We start from the raw sequence: 16,062 nt of genomic DNA on the forward strand, positions 1-16,062 counted from the left end.
GGCGCAGCCATCCGGGGGGCCATGGCGGCGTGCTAGAGTCGCGCGCCCGTCCCGGAGGAGTTTCCCCATGCGCCTGCCCCTGCTGTTCCTGTCGCTCGCCTTGCCTGGCCAGCTGCTGGCCGATGCCTGCACGGTGCACAGTCGCAGCGAACGGGTCGAGGTACGGGTCTGCCAGGAGAACCGCAGCATTCCGGCCAAGCTGTTCCGCGAGGGTTTCTGCCAGCCGCAGCTGACCGGCCAGCAGGTCGAAGTGAGCTTCGCCGAGCACTGCCCGCAGGGCAGCTTCGGCGTCTGCCGCGAGGCCCGGATCGAAGGCACCCCGTATCGTCAGGATATCCATTATTACGGCGTCTCCGGCGATGCCCGCTATCTCAAACCATCCTGCGAAGGCCGGAGTGGCGGCCAGTGGATCACGCCCTGAACGCTTCCAATACACACTCCGAAGCAGACCTCCCTGACCTCGATCAATGAAACCACACTTTCCTGAAGGATAAGCGACAAATCCCTGTTGCAATCGCGACAGCCTGTCGCGGCGCTGGCTCCATCGTCGTGGCCAAGTGATTGATTTTCAGAGCTCGACCGCCTGGCATGATTCATGGAAGAGCCTTCGAAAGCCCTGAACCCTTGCGCGGAGGAAACGCCATGAAAATGTTCGCCACCCTGGCCCTGAGCCTCGGCCTGCTGAGCGCCGGTAGCGTCAATGCAGCCGAGACTTTTGAGGAAACCCGGCAGGAGGGCTCCGACAAGGCGTCGAGCGGCATGCTGCTCGCCGCCCTCGGCAGCCCGGCCGGGACCGTAGCCGGCGCGTTGGTCGGCAGCGGCGAGCGCACCTCTCAGCGTACCGGCAGTAGCAAGGTGAAGACCGTGCGCTCCCCCAACCGCCGCTTCGTCGCCGGCGATCAGGTCGAAATCCGCGGCAACCGCCTGCACCCCAAGTCGACTGACCACAGTGCCGCCCTAGCCGATGCCAACGACGGCGCATGCAGCCTGCGTTGAGCCTGGGCATCCCGAGCCCGCAGCTGGCCGCCCAAAAGCTAACGACGAAACCAAGACAGCGCTCGGAGCCGAATGCCAGGATACGCGAGCGCCAACTTTCCGCCCTTGCGATCAACCCCGCCAAGCCCGGTAGCCAGCCCACACCTTTCCTCCCACCCGCCAATCCCGCACCCCGCGCCAAGCCCGAACGCTGCCCCCTTCGGCCGCTGCCCGCTGGCGATCGGTGTCGTCTAGTCGCCCCAGCGATCGGCCCGACCACCGCAAGCACAGAACCGCTCAGGATTTCTTGATTCAGATCAACAAAAGCGCTGATTCTTGTGAGAAATCAGACAAACTTTTGTCGTCATCGCCACACTTTGTCGTGCCAAGCCCCCAGCGTTTCTCCCTAACTATCTGATTAATAAGAGATTAATTAGATGGCACGCTTTATGGATATCTAAATACCAAAGGCTGTTGCAACCTTCTCGGAGGCCACGACATGAACAAGCTCGGCACCCTGACCCTGACCTTCGCCCTGCTGACCGCAGGCGGTGCGCATGCCGCCGAAGTCCTCGAGGAAACCCGGGACCAGAGCGCCGGCAAATCGGTCGGCGGCATGAGCGGCATGATGATCGGCGCCATCGCCGGCCCGCTCGGCATGCTGGTCGGTGCCGGTGTCGGCGCGCTGGTCGGCGGCGAAACCCAGGACGTCTCCGGGCTCAGCGAGCGCGCCTACAAGGTCCGTACCGCGGACGGCGAGGAGAACGTGCTGCGCTCGCCGAACGACGAAGTGGCTATCGGCGAACAGGTCGAGACCCGCGGCAACCGCCTGTATCGGGAGGCCAACACCCTGGCCGATGCCAGCGACAGCTATCGCTGAGTTCTCGTTCGTATCCCTTTAAGTCGTCGGGCCTGTTCGTACTCCCATCCGGGCAGGCCTGACGCATTTCTACCCCTGGCCTCGCCTCCTGCGGGACGAGGCCTCGCGACAGGCAGCGGCGCTGTCCGGCAGGTGCGGCTGTAGCGGTCAAGCGCTCATATCGCGCTGACATCACGATTCAACAAGAGATGGTAAACCAAAGCGCAGGAGCAGCATTCGGCCGACAGAGCCGGGCGCCTTGCGGCGAGACAGCATGCGCCGAGCAGCGCATACAGCAGGGAGGAAACACGCCGGGTACCCGGTCATGCAGCAAGGCTGCATGACCGGATCGACCCTTACAGGGACAGACCGAACTCGGGAGCGATCTGTGCCAGCCAGGCAGCCACACGCTCGTCAGTCTTGCCGCTCTGGTTGTCCAGATCCAGCGCCAGGCCGACGAACTTGCCGTCGACCACAGCAGCGGAGCTTTCGAACTCGTAGCCGTCGGTCGGCCAGGCGCCTACGATCTTGGCGCCGCGCGAGGAGAAGAACTCGCTCAGCTCGCCCATGGCATCGAGGTAATTCTCGGGATAGCCGACCTGGTCGCCCAGACCGAACAGAGCCACGGTCTTGCCGCTGAAGTCCAGGCCTTCGATCTTCGGCAGGAACTCTTCCCAGCTCTCGCTCTCGCAGTCGGTGGACAGGCCGGGGAGTTCGCCATCGCCGAGGGTCGGGGTACCCAGGATCAGGAACTGGTACTGAGCGAAGTCTTCCGCGGAAACACGGTTGACGTTCACTGCATCGGACATGGTTTCGTCGTCGAAACGCTTCTTGATCGACTTGGCAACCTTGCGGGTCTTACCAGTGTTGCTACCGAAGAAAAGTCCAATCTTGGCCATAACTTAAACCTCTGGCTGCGTGCGTGGGATTCGTGGTCGGGGCGCCAGTCTCCGGGCTTGCACACCTGGCTGGCCGGTGAGTGGTAGCAAGAAGCAGACCACCCTCCAAAGCCCGACCAATAATTAACAACTTATTGATTTATAACAACTTTTTCTGAAAGCAAAAAACTCTGTCGCAAATGCGACGATATCGGTGCGGCAGGCAGGCAGGCCTTGTCGGTTTTGCAACACCTTTAAAGATCGGCTGACAGTATGGATTTCTCCTCCACCGGGGCGGCCGGACAGACCTGGATCGGCTCGCTGCCCTCCTCGGCCAGCCGGGTCAGCACCTGCAACGCACTGCTGCCGTCCTCGCGCGCGATCAGATCCAGCGTGCAACCCCGCAGCTGCGGCTGCGAAGGCATATTGAACATGGTCTGCTGCAGAGCCGCTTCCAGCACCGCACGCAGGCCGCGGGCGCCGGTCTTGCGGGTCAGCGCCTGGTCGGCGATGTGGCTGAGGGCCGCATCGGTGATCACCAGCTCGACCCCCTGATAGGCGAACAGCTGCTTGTACTGCTTGACCAGCGCGTTGCGCGGCTCGGTGAGGATGCGCAGCAGGGTGGCGTGGTCGAGCTCCTGCAGGAAGGTGATGATCGGGAAGCGACCGATGAATTCGGGAATCAGGCCGAACTCGTGCAGATCGTCCGGCAGCAGCGAGGCCATCAGCTCGTTGATCGACGGCGTTTCCCGGCGCGGCTGAGCATGGAAACCGATGCCGGTATTCTTCGGCTGGATGCGGCTGGAAACCATCGCTTCCAGGCCCGGGAAAGCGCCGCCGGCGATGAACAGGATGTTGCGGGTGTCGACCACCTGCTCTTCGCTGTGCTCGTTACGCCGTCCGGACTTGCTGATGCGTACCTCGGTGCCCTCGACCATCTTCAGCAGGGCCTGCTGCACGCCTTCGCCGGAGATGTCGCGCACCGCCGTGCCGCCGCCGCTGCGCTTGGCCAGCTTGTCTACCTCGTCGATGTAGACGATGCCCCACTGCGCCTGCTGCACATCGCCGCCGGCCGCATCGAGCAGGCGGGTGATGATGCTGTCGACGTCATCGCCGACATAGCCGGCCTGGGTCAGCGTGGTGGCGTCGGCCATCGCGAAAGGTACCCCGAGGATGCGCGCCAGGGTGCGCACCAGCAGGGTCTTGCCGGTGCCCGAGGGACCGGCCATGAGGATGTTCGACTTCTCCAGCTCGACCTGCTCGCCGAGCTGGCAGACCGGCTCGCGGTCGCAGTTGAGCAGCCGCAGGTAATGGTTGTAGACCGCGACGGCCAGGGTCTCCTTGGCCGCCTCCTGGCCGATCACCGACTCGTCCAGGTGCTTCTTGTATTCCGCGGGGGTGCGCAGCTGCGGGGCCAGTTGCTGGTTCTTGCGCCGCTGCCCCCAGCTGCTGACCACCTGATGGGCCAGCTTGACGCAGGCTTCGCAGATCCGCCCGTCATTGCCGGCGATCAGCGGAACGGTCGGGCTCTTTTCCGCGCCGCAGAACGAGCAGCAGGGTTTGTCCGTTTTATCCATGGGCGAGGTTCTCCAAAGTGGCGTTTTGTTGGAGCAGGCTTTCCAGCCATTTGCGCTGATACGCCTTGCGCTGCCGGAGCTGCAGCCTGTCGCGCAGACGCGGCAGGATCTCCTCGAGGGTGAGCTGCCGGGCGGGGCTCACTTCTTCGCAGAACAGCACGTGAAAACCGATCGGCGACTCGAGCACCGGACTCAGCTCCCCCCGGGCCATCTGGAACAGGCAGGCATCCAGTTCGGGATAGAGAGTGCCCGGGACCACCTCGCCGAGCAGCCCGCCCTGCATCGCGGTGGGGCACTCGGAGTGCTTCATGGCCTGCTCGGCGAAGCGCTCGGGCTTGCCGCGCAGACGCTTGAGGATGCCCTCGATGCGCGTCCGGGCAGCTTCGCGGGTGTTCTCCGGGTACTCCTCGTTGATGGTGACCAGGATGTGCCGGGCCTTGTGCCGGGCAGGAACCTTGAACTGCTCGGCATGGTTGAAGTAGTAGAGGCTCACGTCGGTGTCGCTGACGTCCGGCAGGCCGGCACAGATGCAGTCGAGGACGGCCTGGACCTTGAGCTCCCGGGCCAGCATGGCACGCATGCCGACGGCATCCAGGCCTTGGGCGTCGAGGGCTTGCTGCAGCGCCTCGGCGGAATCGTAGCGGTCGGCGATCTGCGTCCAGGCCTCCTCGACCTGCGACGCCGGAATCACCACGCCGGCCGCGTCCGGGCTGCGCAGCACCGCGTTCTCGATGTGCTTCTGCCGGCCGATGATGCGCTCGGCCTGCTCGAGCTGCTCCTCGCTGAGCTCACCGGGCGCGCAGCCGAACTGCTCGTGGGCGATCTTCAACAGGTAGTAGCGGCTATCGTCGAAACGCTCAGAACCCATCCAGCACCTCCACAGCGGCCTCGGTCTCGGCCATCACCAAGCTCTGCTCGGGCACCTGCAACACCAGGCCTTCGCCAAAATGCACGTGGTACTGGATGCCATCCTCGGGCTGATCGCGCAGCACCTTCATGATGCTGCCGAGCTGGCCGCGCTTCACCAGCACCTGACCGCGCACGGCCAGGCTGCGGGTGGCGATCACGTTGTCGCGGAACTCGAACAGGTTGGGAATCCAGGGGGCCGAGGCGAGAATCAGCTCCTCCTCGCGACAACCGACGGTGCGTCCCTCGTTGAGGAAATGCACGCGATAGATCAGCTGGTCCTGCAGGTAGGTGCCGACGTCGTACACGCAGCCCACCGCACCGCGGCGCATGAGCAGGGCGCCGGTATCCATGCCCGGATAGGTGCCGTCGTTACGCACGTTGCGGATCAGGCGTACTTCATCACCATATTCAAACTGCGGCAGCATGGCGCCTCCCCCTCTACTCTCAGCTCAACAGCTGGTCGATGGAAACGAAGGTCTTCTGCGGCTCGTGCATGCGGAAGACCTTGAACACCTTCTCGGTCAGGGCGTCGGACTCGACGAAGTCCAGGTAGGCGCGCGCCAGCAGCTGCTGGAACACCGCATAGCGGGCCTGCTCGTCGTGCTCGCCCAGGTCGCCGGCCTTGGTCAGGTAGTCGTGGTAACGCTGCATGATGTGCAGTCGGTTGACGTGCACGACCGTCTGATCGAAGGGCACGCCGAAAAACTCCAGGAAGTCTTCGGCCGAGACCAGCTCGTCCATGGCCTCGTCCAGGGTCAGGTCGGAATCCGGGGAAAAGGGTTGCACGGTCATGGTCGTATCTCCGCGTTGGCCGCAGTGGGGAAAATCAGGATTTCAGCGCTGTGCTCGGCCAGCACGTCCAACAGCAGCCTGGCGCCCAGGCGGTTGTCCGTGTCCAGCTCGACGACCTTGACGAGCATGGCCTTGCCCTGCTCGAACCGGCCCAGACGCAGGCTCAGATAGCCGGCGCCCTTGAGCGCCAGCAAGTAGAAACGCAGGAGCGCGATGCCCCGCTCGGCCGCCACGGCGAGGTGGTCGGCGCCGATCGCGCGCCAGTCCGCCGGCAGCAGCAGCCGGGGACCGACCACCTCCAGGGCTCGCCAGGCGATCTGCAGGGCGTCCTGGTAGCGATGCTGGTAGTAGTAGAAGCGGTACAGGCCGACCAACACCATCAGGTCGCCCGGGGCGAGAGCCTGCGCCTCGAGCAGCGGCTGCTCGGCGGTGCCCTCGCTGTACTGCTCGGCGGCCGCGGCCAGGCAGGCCGCCACTTCCGGGGCGAGCGGCTCGTCGAAATACAGGCTGTCGCTGTCGAAGTCCTGCAGATCCATGGTCAGTCGCTCCCCGTAGCCCTGCCGCTCACTCGGTCACCGGCGAGGGCGCGACCCGCCGGCGGCCGGCCGGCTGGACCAGAGCGGTGGCGCCGCCGGCACAATCGCTCTCGCAGATGCTGTTGTCGGAATTGCAGCCCTCGTAGAAGTGTTGCTGGCTGCCGGCAGCGACCAGCCCGCCCGCCTCGACTTTCTTCTCCAGCGAATCGATGCGCTCCAGCAGGCAGGCGATGGCCTTGCCGACCGGGTCGGGAATCAGGTGATGGTCGAGGTCGATGCCGTAGGGGTTGAGCTGGCCGGCTTCGCGCAGCTTGACCACCTTGCCGGGAATGCCGACCACCGTGCAGCCGTCCGGCACGTCCTGGACCACCACCGAGTTGGCACCGACCCGGGCGTTGGCGCCGATGGTGATCGGGCCGAGGATCTTCGCTCCGGCGCCGACCAGCACGCCGTCGCCCAGGGTCGGATGGCGCTTGCCCTTGCGCCAGCTGGTGCCGCCCAGGGTGACGCCGTGGTAGAGGGTCACGTCCTGGCCGATCTCGGCAGTCTCGCCGATCACCACACAGGCACCGTGGTCGATGAAGAAGCGCTGGCCGATGACCGCGCCCGGATGGATGTCGACGTTGCTCACCAGGCGCGCGACGAACGACAGCAGCCGGGCGAGGTAACGCCATTCGGCACGCCACAGGCGATGGGCGAGCCGGTAGAGCATGATCGCGTGCACACCCGGATAGGTGGTGAGCACCTCGAAGGTGGTACGTGCCGCCGGGTCGCGCTCGAAGACGCAGCGAATGTCCTCACGCCATTGCGAAAGCAGGCTCATGCCATTCCTCCTGCAGCCAGTTCGACGCTGCCCTGCTCGCACAGCTGGCGATAGAAGTCTTCCAATTCGGCAGCCTGCGGGCTGCGCTTGGTACGCGTGGAAAAGGCGCGGATGCGGCCGAGCAGCGCCTGGCTCTGCCAGTCGGCCAGCTCGATGCCCAGCTCGCGGTAGCTGTTGCGCACCATGTGCGCGCCGGAGTGCTTGCCCAGCACCAGGCTGTGGCTGCGGCCCAGCTCATCGGGGTTGAGTCCTTCGTAGTTGCGCCGGTGCTTGAGCAACCCGTCGACGTGGATGCCGGCCTCGTGGGTGAACACCCCGGCGCCGACCACGCTCTTCTGCCAGGCGACCTGGCGCCCCGAAGCCCGCTCGACCAGCGCGGAGATGGCCGGGATGCCGCGGGTGTCGATGCCGGTGTCGATGCCGTGGAGGTTCTTCAGCGCCAGCGCGCACTCTTCCAGCGCGGCGTTGCCGGCACGCTCGCCGAGCCCGTTGACCGTGGTGTTGATGTGGGTCGCCCCGCCCATTACCGCCGCCAGGGTATTGGCGGTGGCCAGGCCGAAATCGTCGTGGGCGTGCACCTCCAGCTCCATGTCCAGGCGCTGGCGGAGGAAGCGGAAGCGGTCGAGCATGCCGAACGGCTCCATCACCCCGACGGTATCGGCGAAGCGCAGGCGGCGGGCGCCGGCGGCCTGCGCCACCGCCCCCACCCGCACGATGAATTCCTGATCCGCCCGCGAGGCGTCCTCGCAGCCGAGGCACACCTCGAGCCCGGCCATGCGCGCCTCGCTGACCAGCCGGGACACTTCGCGCAGGGCCCAGTCGCGATCGCGGTTGAGCTTGTGGCGCAGCATCAGGTCGGAGATCGGCAGCGAAAGATCGACCATGGTCACCCCGGTGGAGCGCGCCGCCGAGAGGTCGACGTCGCACAGCCGGCACCAGGCGAGCAGGCGCGACGGCAGACCGAGGCCGGCGATGGCGCGCATCACCTCGCGCTCCTCCTCGCCCATGCTGGGGATGCCGATCTCCAGCTCCGGCACGCCCAGCTCGGCGAGCGCGCGCGCGATGGCGATCTTCTCGTCGGCATTGAAGGCGACGCCGGCGCTCTGTTCGCCGTCACGCAAGGTGGTGTCGTCGATGATCACGCTAGCCATGGCTTACTCCAACAACTCAGGCGGTGGGGGCGGTTTCCTGCGGGATGCGCTCCCGCAGGGCGGCGGCTCAGCCGTAGACCGGCGCGAAGGCCTTGCCCGGATCCTCCACCGGACCGTTGCCGCTCCAGTAGGGCGACAGCTTGCGCAGCTGGGCCACGATCGGCGGCACCTCGCGGATCACCCGGTCGATCTCCTCCTCGGTGGTGTAGCGCGACAGGGAGAAACGCACGGTGCCGTGGGCAGCGGTGTAGGGGATATCCATGGCGCGCATCACGTGGGAGGGCTCCAGGGAGCCGGAGGTGCAGGCCGAGCCGCTGGAGGCGGCGATGCCGACCTTGTTCAGCAGCAGCAGGATGGCCTCGCCCTCGATGTACTCGAACGCGATGTTGGCGGTGTTGGGCAGGCGGTTGTCCGGGTCGCCGGTGACGAAGGCATGCGGCACGGCGGCGAGGATGCCGGCCTCCAGCTTGTCGCGCAGACGCTTGACCTCGGTGTTCTCGTGCGCCATGAACTCGAGCGCGCGCTCGGCGGCGACGCCCATGCCGATGATCGAGGCGGCGTTCTCGGTGCCGGCCCGCCGGCCGCGCTCCTGGTGGCCGCCGCGCAGCAGCGGACGGAAGCGGGTGCCGCGGCGCAGGTAGAGCACGCCGACGCCTTTGGGCGCATGCAGCTTGTGGCCCGACAGCGAGAGCATGTGGATCGCCGAGTTCTTCAGGTCGACCGGCACCTTGCCGACAGCCTGCACGGCATCGGTGTGGAACATGACGCCGGCATCATCGGCCATGCGCGCCATTTCCTCGACCGGGAACAGGGTGCCGGTCTCGTTGTTGGCCCACATCACCGACACTACGGCGACGTCGTCGCTCAGCAGGCTGGCGTAGTGCTCCAGATCCAGGCGGCCCTTCTTGTCCACCGGCAGCTTGTGCACGGTGTAGCCCTCGCTGGCGAGGTAGTCGCACAGGCTCAGCACCGCCGGGTGCTCGACCACGGTGGTGATCACGGTCTTGCGCTCGGGCTGCGCCTTGAGCGCCGAGAGGATCGCGGTGGAGTCCGACTCGGTGCCGCAGGAGGTGAAGATGATTTCCGAGTCGTGCTCGGCGCCGAGCAGCTTCTGCACGCTCTGCCGGGCCTTCTTCAGCGCCATGCCGACCTGGTTGCCGAAGCTGTGCAGCGACGAGGGGTTGCCGAACTGCTCGGTGAAGAACGGCAGCATGGCCTGGACGACTTCGTCGTCCACGCGGGTGGTGGCGTTGTTGTCGAGATAGACGTCAGCCATGTCAGACCTCCATCTGCGCGTGGGCCGCGGCGCTGACCGGAATCACCTTGACGAACTCGCCGAGCTCCTCGATCAGGCGCTGCTGGATGCCGCCGAGGGTCATGGAGGCCATCTGGCAACCGGTGCAGGCGCCGGTGAGCTTGACGTAGACGTTCTTGCCGTCGACATCGATCAGCTCGACGTCGCCCTTGTCGCGCTGCAGGGTCGGACGGATCGCCGCCAGCACGGTCTCGATGCGGCGGATGCGCTGCAGATTGCTCATCTTCGGCGGAGCAGCCGGAGCCTCCTCGACCGCCGGGGCGGGAGCCGGCTCGGGGGCGAGCACCTTGACCTTCTTCTTGGCCTTGGTCGGCGCGGCGACGAAGACTTCACCGCGAGCGGCCAGCTCTTCGGTCAGCACGCGCTCGATGCCCTCGTGGCAGGCCGAGCAGCCGCCGCCGGCCTTGGTGTAGTTGGTCACGTCCTCGACGGTGGACAGCTTGTTGGCACGGATGGTGTCGCGGACCATCACCTCGTCGATGGCGAAGCACTTGCAGATCAGCGCGCCTTCTTCGTGGTCGTCCTCGAGCTCTTCGCCGCGGTAGTTGGCCACGGCGGCCTGCAGGGCTTCGCGGCCCATCACCGAGCAGTGCATCTTCTCCGGCGGCAGGCCGTCGAGGAAATCGGCGATGTCCTGGTTGCTGATCTTCAGCGCGTCGTCCAGGGTCAGCCCCTTGACCATCTCGGTCAGCGCCGAGGAGGAGGCGATGGCGGAGCCGCAGCCGAAGGTCTGGAAGCCGGCATCCAGGATCACGTCGGTTTCCGGATCCACCTTCAGGGTCAGACGCAGCGCGTCACCGCAGCTCAGCGAGCCGACGTCGCCGATGGCGTTGGCGCCTTCCACGGCTCCGGCATTCTTGGGGTTGTAGAAATGCTCTTTGACTTTTTCCGAATAATCCCACATGTCGGCTTCATCTCCCGGTGAGTCTTTGGGGGCCGGCCCAGCCGGCGACCTCAGGGTTGCCTAATCAGCAAGCAAAAGACTTGCCACAACCACAGCTGTTGCTGGCATTCGGATTGACGAAGGTGAAACCGCTACCTTCCATGCTTTCCACAAAGTCCATGGTCACGCCATTGAGCAGAGGGGCGCTGGCATCGTCGACCAGCAGGGTGATGCCGTCGCAGTCGATCAGCTGATCGCCTTCCGCGCCCGCCTCTTCCAGCTTCAGGCTGTATTTCAGACCGGAGCAGCCGCCACCCTCGACCCGGATGCGCAAACCGGCGACCGGCTTGCCAGTGCTGCTGATGAAGCGGGTAACCGCGCTCTTGGCGCTTTCTGTCAGGGTAATCATCGGCTTGTCTCCTCAAAACTTGGCGGTTGCATGCTCAACCTGTCGCAGTTCATCGCTGCAACCGGCATGCCACGCCACACGAGTTAAATATATTCTTTAAAATCAATAGCTTGCCTTTTCACAAGACAGCCCTTGGCTGTAGCGAACAATACCTGTGGCAATGAATGTCTGATTTCCGACAAGGCTTGTCGGTTGGTCCCGGGACGGCACGCCGGACAGCCCGCCGCCGCCTCCGGAGCGCTCAGTCGCCGCTCAGGGCCGTCTCGCTGAAATAGGGGTTGCGATGCAGTTGCGCCGCCCCATAACGAACCACTAGGCAGCTGTTGCACTCCACTCGCTCGGCCGCACCGAGCAGACCCTGCTGGCGGATCAGCACGTCGCCCTTGCGCAGCGCCAAGAGGCGCATCGCCTGGCCGCCCGACGGTTCCTGGACGCGCGCGCGCAGCAGGCGCACCTCGAGCTGGCGCCACTGCTCCAGGCTCGCACCCTCCTCGTGCATCCGCTGCAGCTGCGTGGCCAGCGTCGGATTGCCGGCCAACAGGCGTCGCAGGGAGCGACGACCGTCCAGGTGACTGCCCGGCCGAACCTTGAGCCCGGCCTCGAGAGGAATCGGCCGCAGGGCGATGAGAACGCTCAGGTGCGGTGCGCTGCCCGCCCAGGCATTGCAGGCGAGCAGCCCCTGGGCTGCGTCCAGGGCGTCGATGCCGAGCAGATAGCTCCTCTCGCCGGCCAGCATGTTCAGCGGCGCGAGCAGTCGCTCGTGCAGCACCAGACCGAGGATGCCGGCTGCCGGCAGCTGCAAGGCACCACGCTGGTGCAGCGCCTGCGGACGGACCTGGCGCGCCCCGTGAGCCGGCTCGCAGCGCAGGCGATAGGCCGCCACCGCGGCAGCGTGGCGGTCGACCAGACTCTCGGAGAGGCAACCGCGCAGCAGGACGAAGCCGTCGCGGGCGAAGGCGAAACTGTCGATCAGCGGTGCGATGGCGGAGCTTGCTTCCAGCATGATCCTGGACCTCCTGCGGCAGCGGCATGACGGCTCGACATCGGAGAGGCCGGGCACGAACAGGCATTAACTATATATTCACATATATCGATAATAGCTGACGATCATCAGTGCAAGGGCTTTGCCAATACGCTAAATTACGGAAATTCAGCAGGTTGCGCTGTCTACGGCTTGTCTGGTTATACACAAAACTACACATATAAATCGGCCTTGTACCCTAGCCGACAAGCCTTTCGGGCAGACCCGCGCCAGCAGAGCCCCACGGGGCGGCCGGCGCATCTGCGCCGCGCCCAACCAGCCGCGCGCCCCGGCAACCAACCTGCTGCTCTTGGCTTTTCCGCCCCCCCTGGACACGGGAGACTTCAGATGCCAGAACAGGGCATAGAGGCGCAGTTGCACCTGCAACAGGGCGCCTTCCGGCTCGATGCCCACCTGCGCCTGCCGGGCAACGGCATCAGCGTGCTGCTCGGCCGCTCCGGCAGCGGCAAGACTCTCCTGCTGCGCGCCATCGCCGGGCTGGAACGGGCCGAAGGCTTCCTGCGCGTCGGCGGACAGCTCTGGCAGGACATCACCAGCTTCCGCCCCAGCCACCTGCGCCCGCTGGGCTACGTCAGCCAAACCAGCGAGCTGCTCCCGCACCTGAACGTGCGAGCCAACCTCGAATTCGGCTACCGGCGCGTGCCCCGCGCCCGGCGCCGCCTCGGCCTCGACGAGGTGGTCGCCCTGTTCGATCTGCAAACACTGCTCGATCAGCGCGCCGAGCGGCTTGCCAACGGCCAGCGCCAGCGCGTCGCCATTGCCCGCGCACTGCTGACCAGCCCCGACCTGCTGCTGCTGGATGCCCCGCTCGCCTGCCTGGACCGCCACAGCCGTGCGGAGATCCTCCCGCCGCTCGCACAACTGCGCGAGCGGCTGCAGATCCCGCTGCTCTACGTCACCGACCGGCAGGACGATCTCACCCGCCTGGCCGACCATCTGGTTTTGCTGGACAAGGGGCAGACCCTCGCCAGCGGCCCGCCGGAACGGCTGCTGAGCGATCCGCGCCTGCCGCTCGGCCACCCCGACGAAGCCGCGGTGGTGCTCATCGGTCAGGTGGAAAGCCATGATCCTCGCTACCAGCTGAGCAGCATCCGGGTACCCGGCGGTACCCTCAGCGTCACCCTCAGCCGCCTGCCGCCGGGCACGGAAACGCGAGTGCGCATCTTCGCCCGCGACGTGAGCCTTTCCCTCGACCCGCCGCACAACAGCAGCATCCTCAACACCCTCCAGGCACGCATCGTCGACCTGTTCCACGAGCACGACTCGGCGCGGGTCATGGTGCGCCTGGACCTGGGCAGCGCCTGCATCCTCGCGCGGATCACCCGCCTGTCCGCCGATCGACTGGGACTGGCGCCGGAGCGGCGGGTTTACGCGCAGATCAAGTCGGTGGCGCTGATGGATTGAGCAAAAATCTGTCGCGATTGCGCCAAGAGGCCGTGGCGATTGTCGCCAACACGACAAAGATAACAAGACAACTCATTGATTAGTAAGGAATATTCTGCGAAGGCACTGTGGTTGCATAAGGCCGACACCCCGGGTCGGACGGCCTGGGGCCTTTGTAACCACAGAAAAGAGAAACCTGCATGTCCATCAAGGAAATCAAGGCCTTCGCCGAGAAGGCCAAAACGGATCCGGCCCTGGCCGAGAAGCTGAAAGCCTGCGAAAAGGTCCGCGACATCCTCGTCCTGATCAAGGAGTCCGGCTTCAACGTCATCGAGGATGCGCTGTATCCGCCGAACGAACCGCAGTTCAGCAAGGACCAGCTGTCGCCGAAGATGGCCAAGGCCCTGTTGCCCGCCTGAGTCCGTCCGCCGGGGCGACATGCCCCGGCACCTGCTTCGGCCCGGCGATCAGCCGAAGCCGATCAGCGACTCGTAGACGCGCCGCAGCAGTTCGCGATCGAGCCAGGGCATGCCGATGCTCTGCGTCAGCTCGATCCAGCGGGTGCCCTCCGGCGGCGGCGGAAGCTCGTGCCCGGCCAGGGCGGCCAGATAGATCGGCAGGATCTGCCCCGGCACCTCCATGTTCAGGTGGAACTCGCCGATCAGCTCCAGTTGCCAGTCGAGCGCCATCGTCTCCTGCAGGCTGCGCAGCGCACTGGCCGGATGGCACTGCACGGGCGCCTCTTGATCCTCGGCGATCACCGCCAGCTGGGGCAGGGCCTGCGGCAGTACCACGCCGCCGCGGTCGGTCGGGATCAGAAAGCGCAGACGCGCGCTCACCGGGTGCTTGTGGCAGAGCAGAATCCGCCACGCCAAATCTTCAGGGGTTTGCTGTTCGTTCATAAGTCCAGACCCAACACGGCATATTCCACCGGCCCGGCGAACAGCCGGGTACCGCCTCCTTCGGCGACCACCTGACGCGCGGCACAGGCATCCTGCACCCGTACGCCCGCCAGGTAGTTCACCCCGAACCGTCGCCAGTCGTAGATCCACGGCAGACTCGGCCCCATCAGCACCACCTGGGCGCGCGACGACAGCTCCAGCAGGCGCGGCAGGGTCTTGTTGGCCAGGCTGCTGGCGGTGATGAACACCCAGTCGGCTTCCGGAAGCAGCTGCTCGACAGCCGTATCAGGCAGGTCGCCGTCCTGCGGTTCGCGCTCGAAGCAGCGGTACGGCAGGTCCTGCCAGAGCTGTGCGAGCCCCGGATAGTGGCCGATCACCGCGACCTTCTGCCCGTCCAGACGCGGCCGGAAGTGCTCGAACACGCTCAGGTTGCCGGGCGCCTCGCCGCGCAGCGGCTGGGCCTGGCGCAGACAGGGCGAGGCGCGGTTGATCACCGCATTGACCACCGCCAGTCCGACCGCCGCCTCGGCGCTGTTCCAGGAACGCAGCCAGGGATAGAGGCGCTCTGCCGCCTGGCCGCCCAGGGTGCCGGCCCAGCCCAGGGTGCGCGGCACCTGGCGCGGGCCGAAGGCGAAACCGAGGCCGTCGCCGACCTCCGCCAAGGTCCAGCTGAGACCGAGACAGACCCGCTCGACGGGCTCGTCGCGGCTGATGCCGGTGGCATGCTCGAGCAGCCAGTCGTACAGGCCGTTCATGAGTCGAGCGCCGGCAGCAGGCGGAGTTCGCTCTTCAGCGCCCCGCGATAGCCCCAAGCCGTGGCGGCCTCGATCACCCATTTCGGCTTGCGTGGGTGCGGCAGCAACACGTCGAACTCGGCGAAGGCCTGGCCGTCGCCGTGCACCAGCACGCTGCCCAGGTAGCCGCCAGCCGGCGTGCGCCATTCGGCGTACAGGCTCTGGCTGTGGTCGTAGGCATCCTCGCGCAGTTCGACGCGGCTATGCGGCGTGCCGGACACCGCCAGCCCCTGATCGATACCGGCGGCACTCAGGCTGTCGGCCAGCGCCTGCCAGATTTCCGCGAACAGCGGTCGGGCGTCTTCCAGACGCCCCTCAAGAGTCGCACTCATCAAGCAGCATCCTCATCGAAGGAGCGGGCGATATGCAGGAAGGCGCCGCCGCCGATCTCGTCGCCGGGGTCGAGTTCCAGCAGCTTCTCCAGCACCTGGCGGGCCATCGCCACCTTGGCGCGGCGCAGGCGGATCACCCCCAATGCCTTGAGGCTGAACAGGTACAGCCGCTCGGCGCCCTGGTGCCGGCTCCAGTCGGCACTGCCCGGATGCAGACGGCGGTAGTTGCGGTCGAAGCCGGCCACCCGGGCGGCGGCGCGCAGCGCCGCCCAGACGGCCGCCTCGGCCTCTTCGTAGCGCTTGCTGACGAAGTAGAATTTGTACAGGCCGATGTGCGCGTCCGGCTCTTCCGGCCAGCGACTGCGCGCCTCCAGCAACAGCGCCTCGACGGCGTCGGGCGTCCCGGCGCAGAGGGCGTTGTTGAGCAGGTAGCGCAGCGGCATGGGCGTGCTGTCGGAAAAGAACGCACGCTCGCCGGCGAACAGCAGCACATCGGCCATGT

At 66.0% G+C, this 16,062-nt stretch carries 21 protein-coding genes; 5 read left to right on the top strand and 16 right to left on the bottom strand.

All coding sequences use genetic code 11. The annotated features are described in order from the left end of the window. Positions 1 to 67: 67 nt before the first annotated feature. The 3 genes from Atro_RS12810 to Atro_RS12820 all read left to right on the top strand — a co-directional run bounded on the left by Atro_RS12810 (position 68) and on the right by Atro_RS12820 (position 1,855). Positions 68 to 421, top strand: a complete 354-nt coding sequence (locus Atro_RS12810; RefSeq protein WP_497922791.1) for an NADH:ubiquinone oxidoreductase — start codon at positions 68 to 70, stop codon at positions 419 to 421. 221 nt (positions 422 to 642) lie between these two features. Then, on the top strand, positions 643 to 996 hold the full coding sequence (locus Atro_RS12815) for a hypothetical protein (RefSeq protein ID WP_497922793.1): 354 nt from the start codon (positions 643 to 645) through the stop codon (positions 994 to 996). A gap of 478 nt (positions 997 to 1,474) precedes the next feature. Continuing rightward, positions 1,475 to 1,855 carry a hypothetical protein gene (locus tag Atro_RS12820; RefSeq protein WP_497922795.1) on the top strand — a complete coding sequence of 127 codons (381 nt, stop codon included), beginning with the start codon at positions 1,475 to 1,477 and terminating at the stop codon, positions 1,853 to 1,855. A 335-nt stretch (positions 1,856 to 2,190) separates the two neighbouring features. On the opposite strand, the gene Atro_RS12825 is transcribed toward Atro_RS12820, so the two are convergent. The 12 genes from Atro_RS12825 to Atro_RS12880 form a co-directional block, all read right to left on the bottom strand. Further along, positions 2,191 to 2,733: a flavodoxin gene (locus Atro_RS12825; RefSeq protein WP_497922797.1), complete on the bottom strand. Its 543-nt coding sequence runs from the start codon at positions 2,731 to 2,733 to the stop codon at positions 2,191 to 2,193. A gap of 233 nt (positions 2,734 to 2,966) precedes the next feature. Then, a complete protein-coding gene (gene clpX / locus Atro_RS12830; protein ID WP_497922799.1) occupies positions 2,967 to 4,289 on the bottom strand; it encodes an ATP-dependent Clp protease ATP-binding subunit ClpX in 1,323 nt (440 codons plus the stop codon). Beyond that, a complete protein-coding gene (gene nifM, locus Atro_RS12835) occupies positions 4,282 to 5,157 on the bottom strand; it encodes a nitrogen fixation protein NifM (RefSeq protein ID WP_497922801.1) in 876 nt (291 codons plus the stop codon). Before nifM ends, clpX begins: the two co-directional genes overlap by 8 nt. Further along, the gene (locus Atro_RS12840; protein ID WP_497922803.1) at positions 5,147 to 5,623 is read right to left on the bottom strand and encodes a nitrogen fixation protein NifZ; all 477 of its coding nucleotides are present in this window, start codon (positions 5,621 to 5,623) and stop codon (positions 5,147 to 5,149) included. The genes nifM and Atro_RS12840 overlap by 11 nt, the downstream gene beginning before the upstream one ends. Positions 5,624 to 5,642: 19 nt before the next feature. Then, positions 5,643 to 5,990: a nitrogenase-stabilizing/protective protein NifW gene (gene nifW, locus Atro_RS12845; RefSeq protein WP_497922805.1), complete on the bottom strand. Its 348-nt coding sequence runs from the start codon at positions 5,988 to 5,990 to the stop codon at positions 5,643 to 5,645. Then, the gene (locus Atro_RS12850) at positions 5,987 to 6,526 is read right to left on the bottom strand and encodes a hypothetical protein (protein WP_497922807.1); all 540 of its coding nucleotides are present in this window, start codon (positions 6,524 to 6,526) and stop codon (positions 5,987 to 5,989) included. The genes nifW and Atro_RS12850 overlap by 4 nt, the downstream gene beginning before the upstream one ends. Positions 6,527 to 6,554: 28 nt before the next feature. Beyond that, positions 6,555 to 7,349 (bottom strand): serine O-acetyltransferase, encoded by a 795-nt coding sequence (gene cysE, locus Atro_RS12855; protein ID WP_497922808.1) that lies wholly within the window; start codon positions 7,347 to 7,349, stop codon positions 6,555 to 6,557. Further along, positions 7,346 to 8,500: a homocitrate synthase gene (gene nifV / locus Atro_RS12860; protein ID WP_497922810.1), complete on the bottom strand. Its 1,155-nt coding sequence runs from the start codon at positions 8,498 to 8,500 to the stop codon at positions 7,346 to 7,348. The genes cysE and nifV overlap by 4 nt, the downstream gene beginning before the upstream one ends. A gap of 67 nt (positions 8,501 to 8,567) precedes the next feature. Next, positions 8,568 to 9,776 carry a cysteine desulfurase NifS gene (nifS, locus tag Atro_RS12865; RefSeq protein ID WP_497922812.1) on the bottom strand — a complete coding sequence of 403 codons (1,209 nt, stop codon included), beginning with the start codon at positions 9,774 to 9,776 and terminating at the stop codon, positions 8,568 to 8,570. Between the two features lies 1 nt (position 9,777). Continuing rightward, positions 9,778 to 10,719 carry a Fe-S cluster assembly protein NifU gene (gene nifU / locus Atro_RS12870; protein ID WP_497922814.1) on the bottom strand — a complete coding sequence of 314 codons (942 nt, stop codon included), beginning with the start codon at positions 10,717 to 10,719 and terminating at the stop codon, positions 9,778 to 9,780. Positions 10,720 to 10,783: 64 nt separating this feature from the next. Further along, positions 10,784 to 11,107 (bottom strand): HesB/IscA family protein, encoded by a 324-nt coding sequence (locus Atro_RS12875; RefSeq protein WP_039800873.1) that lies wholly within the window; start codon positions 11,105 to 11,107, stop codon positions 10,784 to 10,786. Positions 11,108 to 11,348: 241 nt separating this feature from the next. After that, positions 11,349 to 12,110, bottom strand: coding sequence for a hypothetical protein (locus Atro_RS12880; RefSeq protein ID WP_497922816.1), 762 nt, complete (start codon positions 12,108 to 12,110; stop codon positions 11,349 to 11,351). Between the two features lie 366 nt (positions 12,111 to 12,476). Between Atro_RS12880 and modC the strand changes: the two genes are divergently transcribed. Beyond that, positions 12,477 to 13,553 (top strand): molybdenum ABC transporter ATP-binding protein, encoded by a 1,077-nt coding sequence (gene modC, locus Atro_RS12885; RefSeq protein WP_497922818.1) that lies wholly within the window; start codon positions 12,477 to 12,479, stop codon positions 13,551 to 13,553. 179 nt (positions 13,554 to 13,732) lie between these two features. Further along, entirely contained in the window at positions 13,733 to 13,951 is a 219-nt protein-coding gene (locus Atro_RS12890; protein ID WP_497922820.1) for a Nif11-like leader peptide family natural product precursor, read from the top strand. 48 nt (positions 13,952 to 13,999) lie between these two features. On the opposite strand, the gene Atro_RS12895 is transcribed toward Atro_RS12890, so the two are convergent. The 4 genes from Atro_RS12895 to Atro_RS12910 are packed head-to-tail and all read right to left on the bottom strand — an operon-like array spanning position 14,000 to position 16,060. After that, the gene (locus Atro_RS12895) at positions 14,000 to 14,434 is read right to left on the bottom strand and encodes a hypothetical protein (protein ID WP_497922822.1); all 435 of its coding nucleotides are present in this window, start codon (positions 14,432 to 14,434) and stop codon (positions 14,000 to 14,002) included. After that, complete coding sequence (locus tag Atro_RS12900; protein WP_497922824.1) at positions 14,431 to 15,189, bottom strand: Rossmann-like domain-containing protein; 759 nt, start codon at positions 15,187 to 15,189, stop codon at positions 14,431 to 14,433. Before Atro_RS12900 ends, Atro_RS12895 begins: the two co-directional genes overlap by 4 nt. Next, on the bottom strand, positions 15,186 to 15,560 hold the full coding sequence (locus Atro_RS12905; RefSeq protein ID WP_497922826.1) for a hypothetical protein: 375 nt from the start codon (positions 15,558 to 15,560) through the stop codon (positions 15,186 to 15,188). Before Atro_RS12905 ends, Atro_RS12900 begins: the two co-directional genes overlap by 4 nt. Continuing rightward, positions 15,560 to 16,060: a hypothetical protein gene (locus tag Atro_RS12910; RefSeq protein WP_497922828.1), complete on the bottom strand. Its 501-nt coding sequence runs from the start codon at positions 16,058 to 16,060 to the stop codon at positions 15,560 to 15,562. Before Atro_RS12910 ends, Atro_RS12905 begins: the two co-directional genes overlap by 1 nt. Between the last annotated feature and the right edge of the window lie 2 nt (positions 16,061 to 16,062).

Source organism: Azotobacter tropicalis (assembly GCF_059739045.1).

Excerpts from the sequence above, each read along its gene's own strand:
- Atro_RS12810 (WP_497922791.1), top strand. The coding sequence starts at position 68 with ATGCGCCTGCCCCTGCTGTTCCTGTCGCTCGCCTTGCCTGGCCAGCTG.
- Atro_RS12815 (WP_497922793.1), top strand. The coding sequence starts at position 643 with ATGAAAATGTTCGCCACCCTGGCCCTGAGCCTCGGCCTGCTGAGCGCC.
- Atro_RS12820 (WP_497922795.1), top strand. The coding sequence starts at position 1,475 with ATGAACAAGCTCGGCACCCTGACCCTGACCTTCGCCCTGCTGACCGCA.
- Atro_RS12825 (WP_497922797.1), bottom strand. The coding sequence starts at position 2,733 with ATGGCCAAGATTGGACTTTTCTTCGGTAGCAACACTGGTAAGACCCGC.
- clpX (WP_497922799.1), bottom strand. The coding sequence starts at position 4,289 with ATGGATAAAACGGACAAACCCTGCTGCTCGTTCTGCGGCGCGGAAAAG.
- nifM (WP_497922801.1), bottom strand. The coding sequence starts at position 5,157 with ATGGGTTCTGAGCGTTTCGACGATAGCCGCTACTACCTGTTGAAGATC.
- Atro_RS12840 (WP_497922803.1), bottom strand. The coding sequence starts at position 5,623 with ATGCTGCCGCAGTTTGAATATGGTGATGAAGTACGCCTGATCCGCAAC.
- nifW (WP_497922805.1), bottom strand. The coding sequence starts at position 5,990 with ATGACCGTGCAACCCTTTTCCCCGGATTCCGACCTGACCCTGGACGAG.
- Atro_RS12850 (WP_497922807.1), bottom strand. The coding sequence starts at position 6,526 with ATGGATCTGCAGGACTTCGACAGCGACAGCCTGTATTTCGACGAGCCG.
- cysE (WP_497922808.1), bottom strand. The coding sequence starts at position 7,349 with ATGAGCCTGCTTTCGCAATGGCGTGAGGACATTCGCTGCGTCTTCGAG.
- nifV (WP_497922810.1), bottom strand. The coding sequence starts at position 8,500 with ATGGCTAGCGTGATCATCGACGACACCACCTTGCGTGACGGCGAACAG.
- nifS (WP_497922812.1), bottom strand. The coding sequence starts at position 9,776 with ATGGCTGACGTCTATCTCGACAACAACGCCACCACCCGCGTGGACGAC.
- nifU (WP_497922814.1), bottom strand. The coding sequence starts at position 10,719 with ATGTGGGATTATTCGGAAAAAGTCAAAGAGCATTTCTACAACCCCAAG.
- Atro_RS12875 (WP_039800873.1), bottom strand. The coding sequence starts at position 11,107 with ATGATTACCCTGACAGAAAGCGCCAAGAGCGCGGTTACCCGCTTCATC.
- Atro_RS12880 (WP_497922816.1), bottom strand. The coding sequence starts at position 12,110 with ATGCTGGAAGCAAGCTCCGCCATCGCACCGCTGATCGACAGTTTCGCC.
- modC (WP_497922818.1), top strand. The coding sequence starts at position 12,477 with ATGCCAGAACAGGGCATAGAGGCGCAGTTGCACCTGCAACAGGGCGCC.
- Atro_RS12890 (WP_497922820.1), top strand. The coding sequence starts at position 13,733 with ATGTCCATCAAGGAAATCAAGGCCTTCGCCGAGAAGGCCAAAACGGAT.
- Atro_RS12895 (WP_497922822.1), bottom strand. The coding sequence starts at position 14,434 with ATGAACGAACAGCAAACCCCTGAAGATTTGGCGTGGCGGATTCTGCTC.
- Atro_RS12900 (WP_497922824.1), bottom strand. The coding sequence starts at position 15,189 with ATGAACGGCCTGTACGACTGGCTGCTCGAGCATGCCACCGGCATCAGC.
- Atro_RS12905 (WP_497922826.1), bottom strand. The coding sequence starts at position 15,560 with ATGAGTGCGACTCTTGAGGGGCGTCTGGAAGACGCCCGACCGCTGTTC.
- Atro_RS12910 (WP_497922828.1), bottom strand. The coding sequence starts at position 16,060 with ATGGCCGATGTGCTGCTGTTCGCCGGCGAGCGTGCGTTCTTTTCCGAC.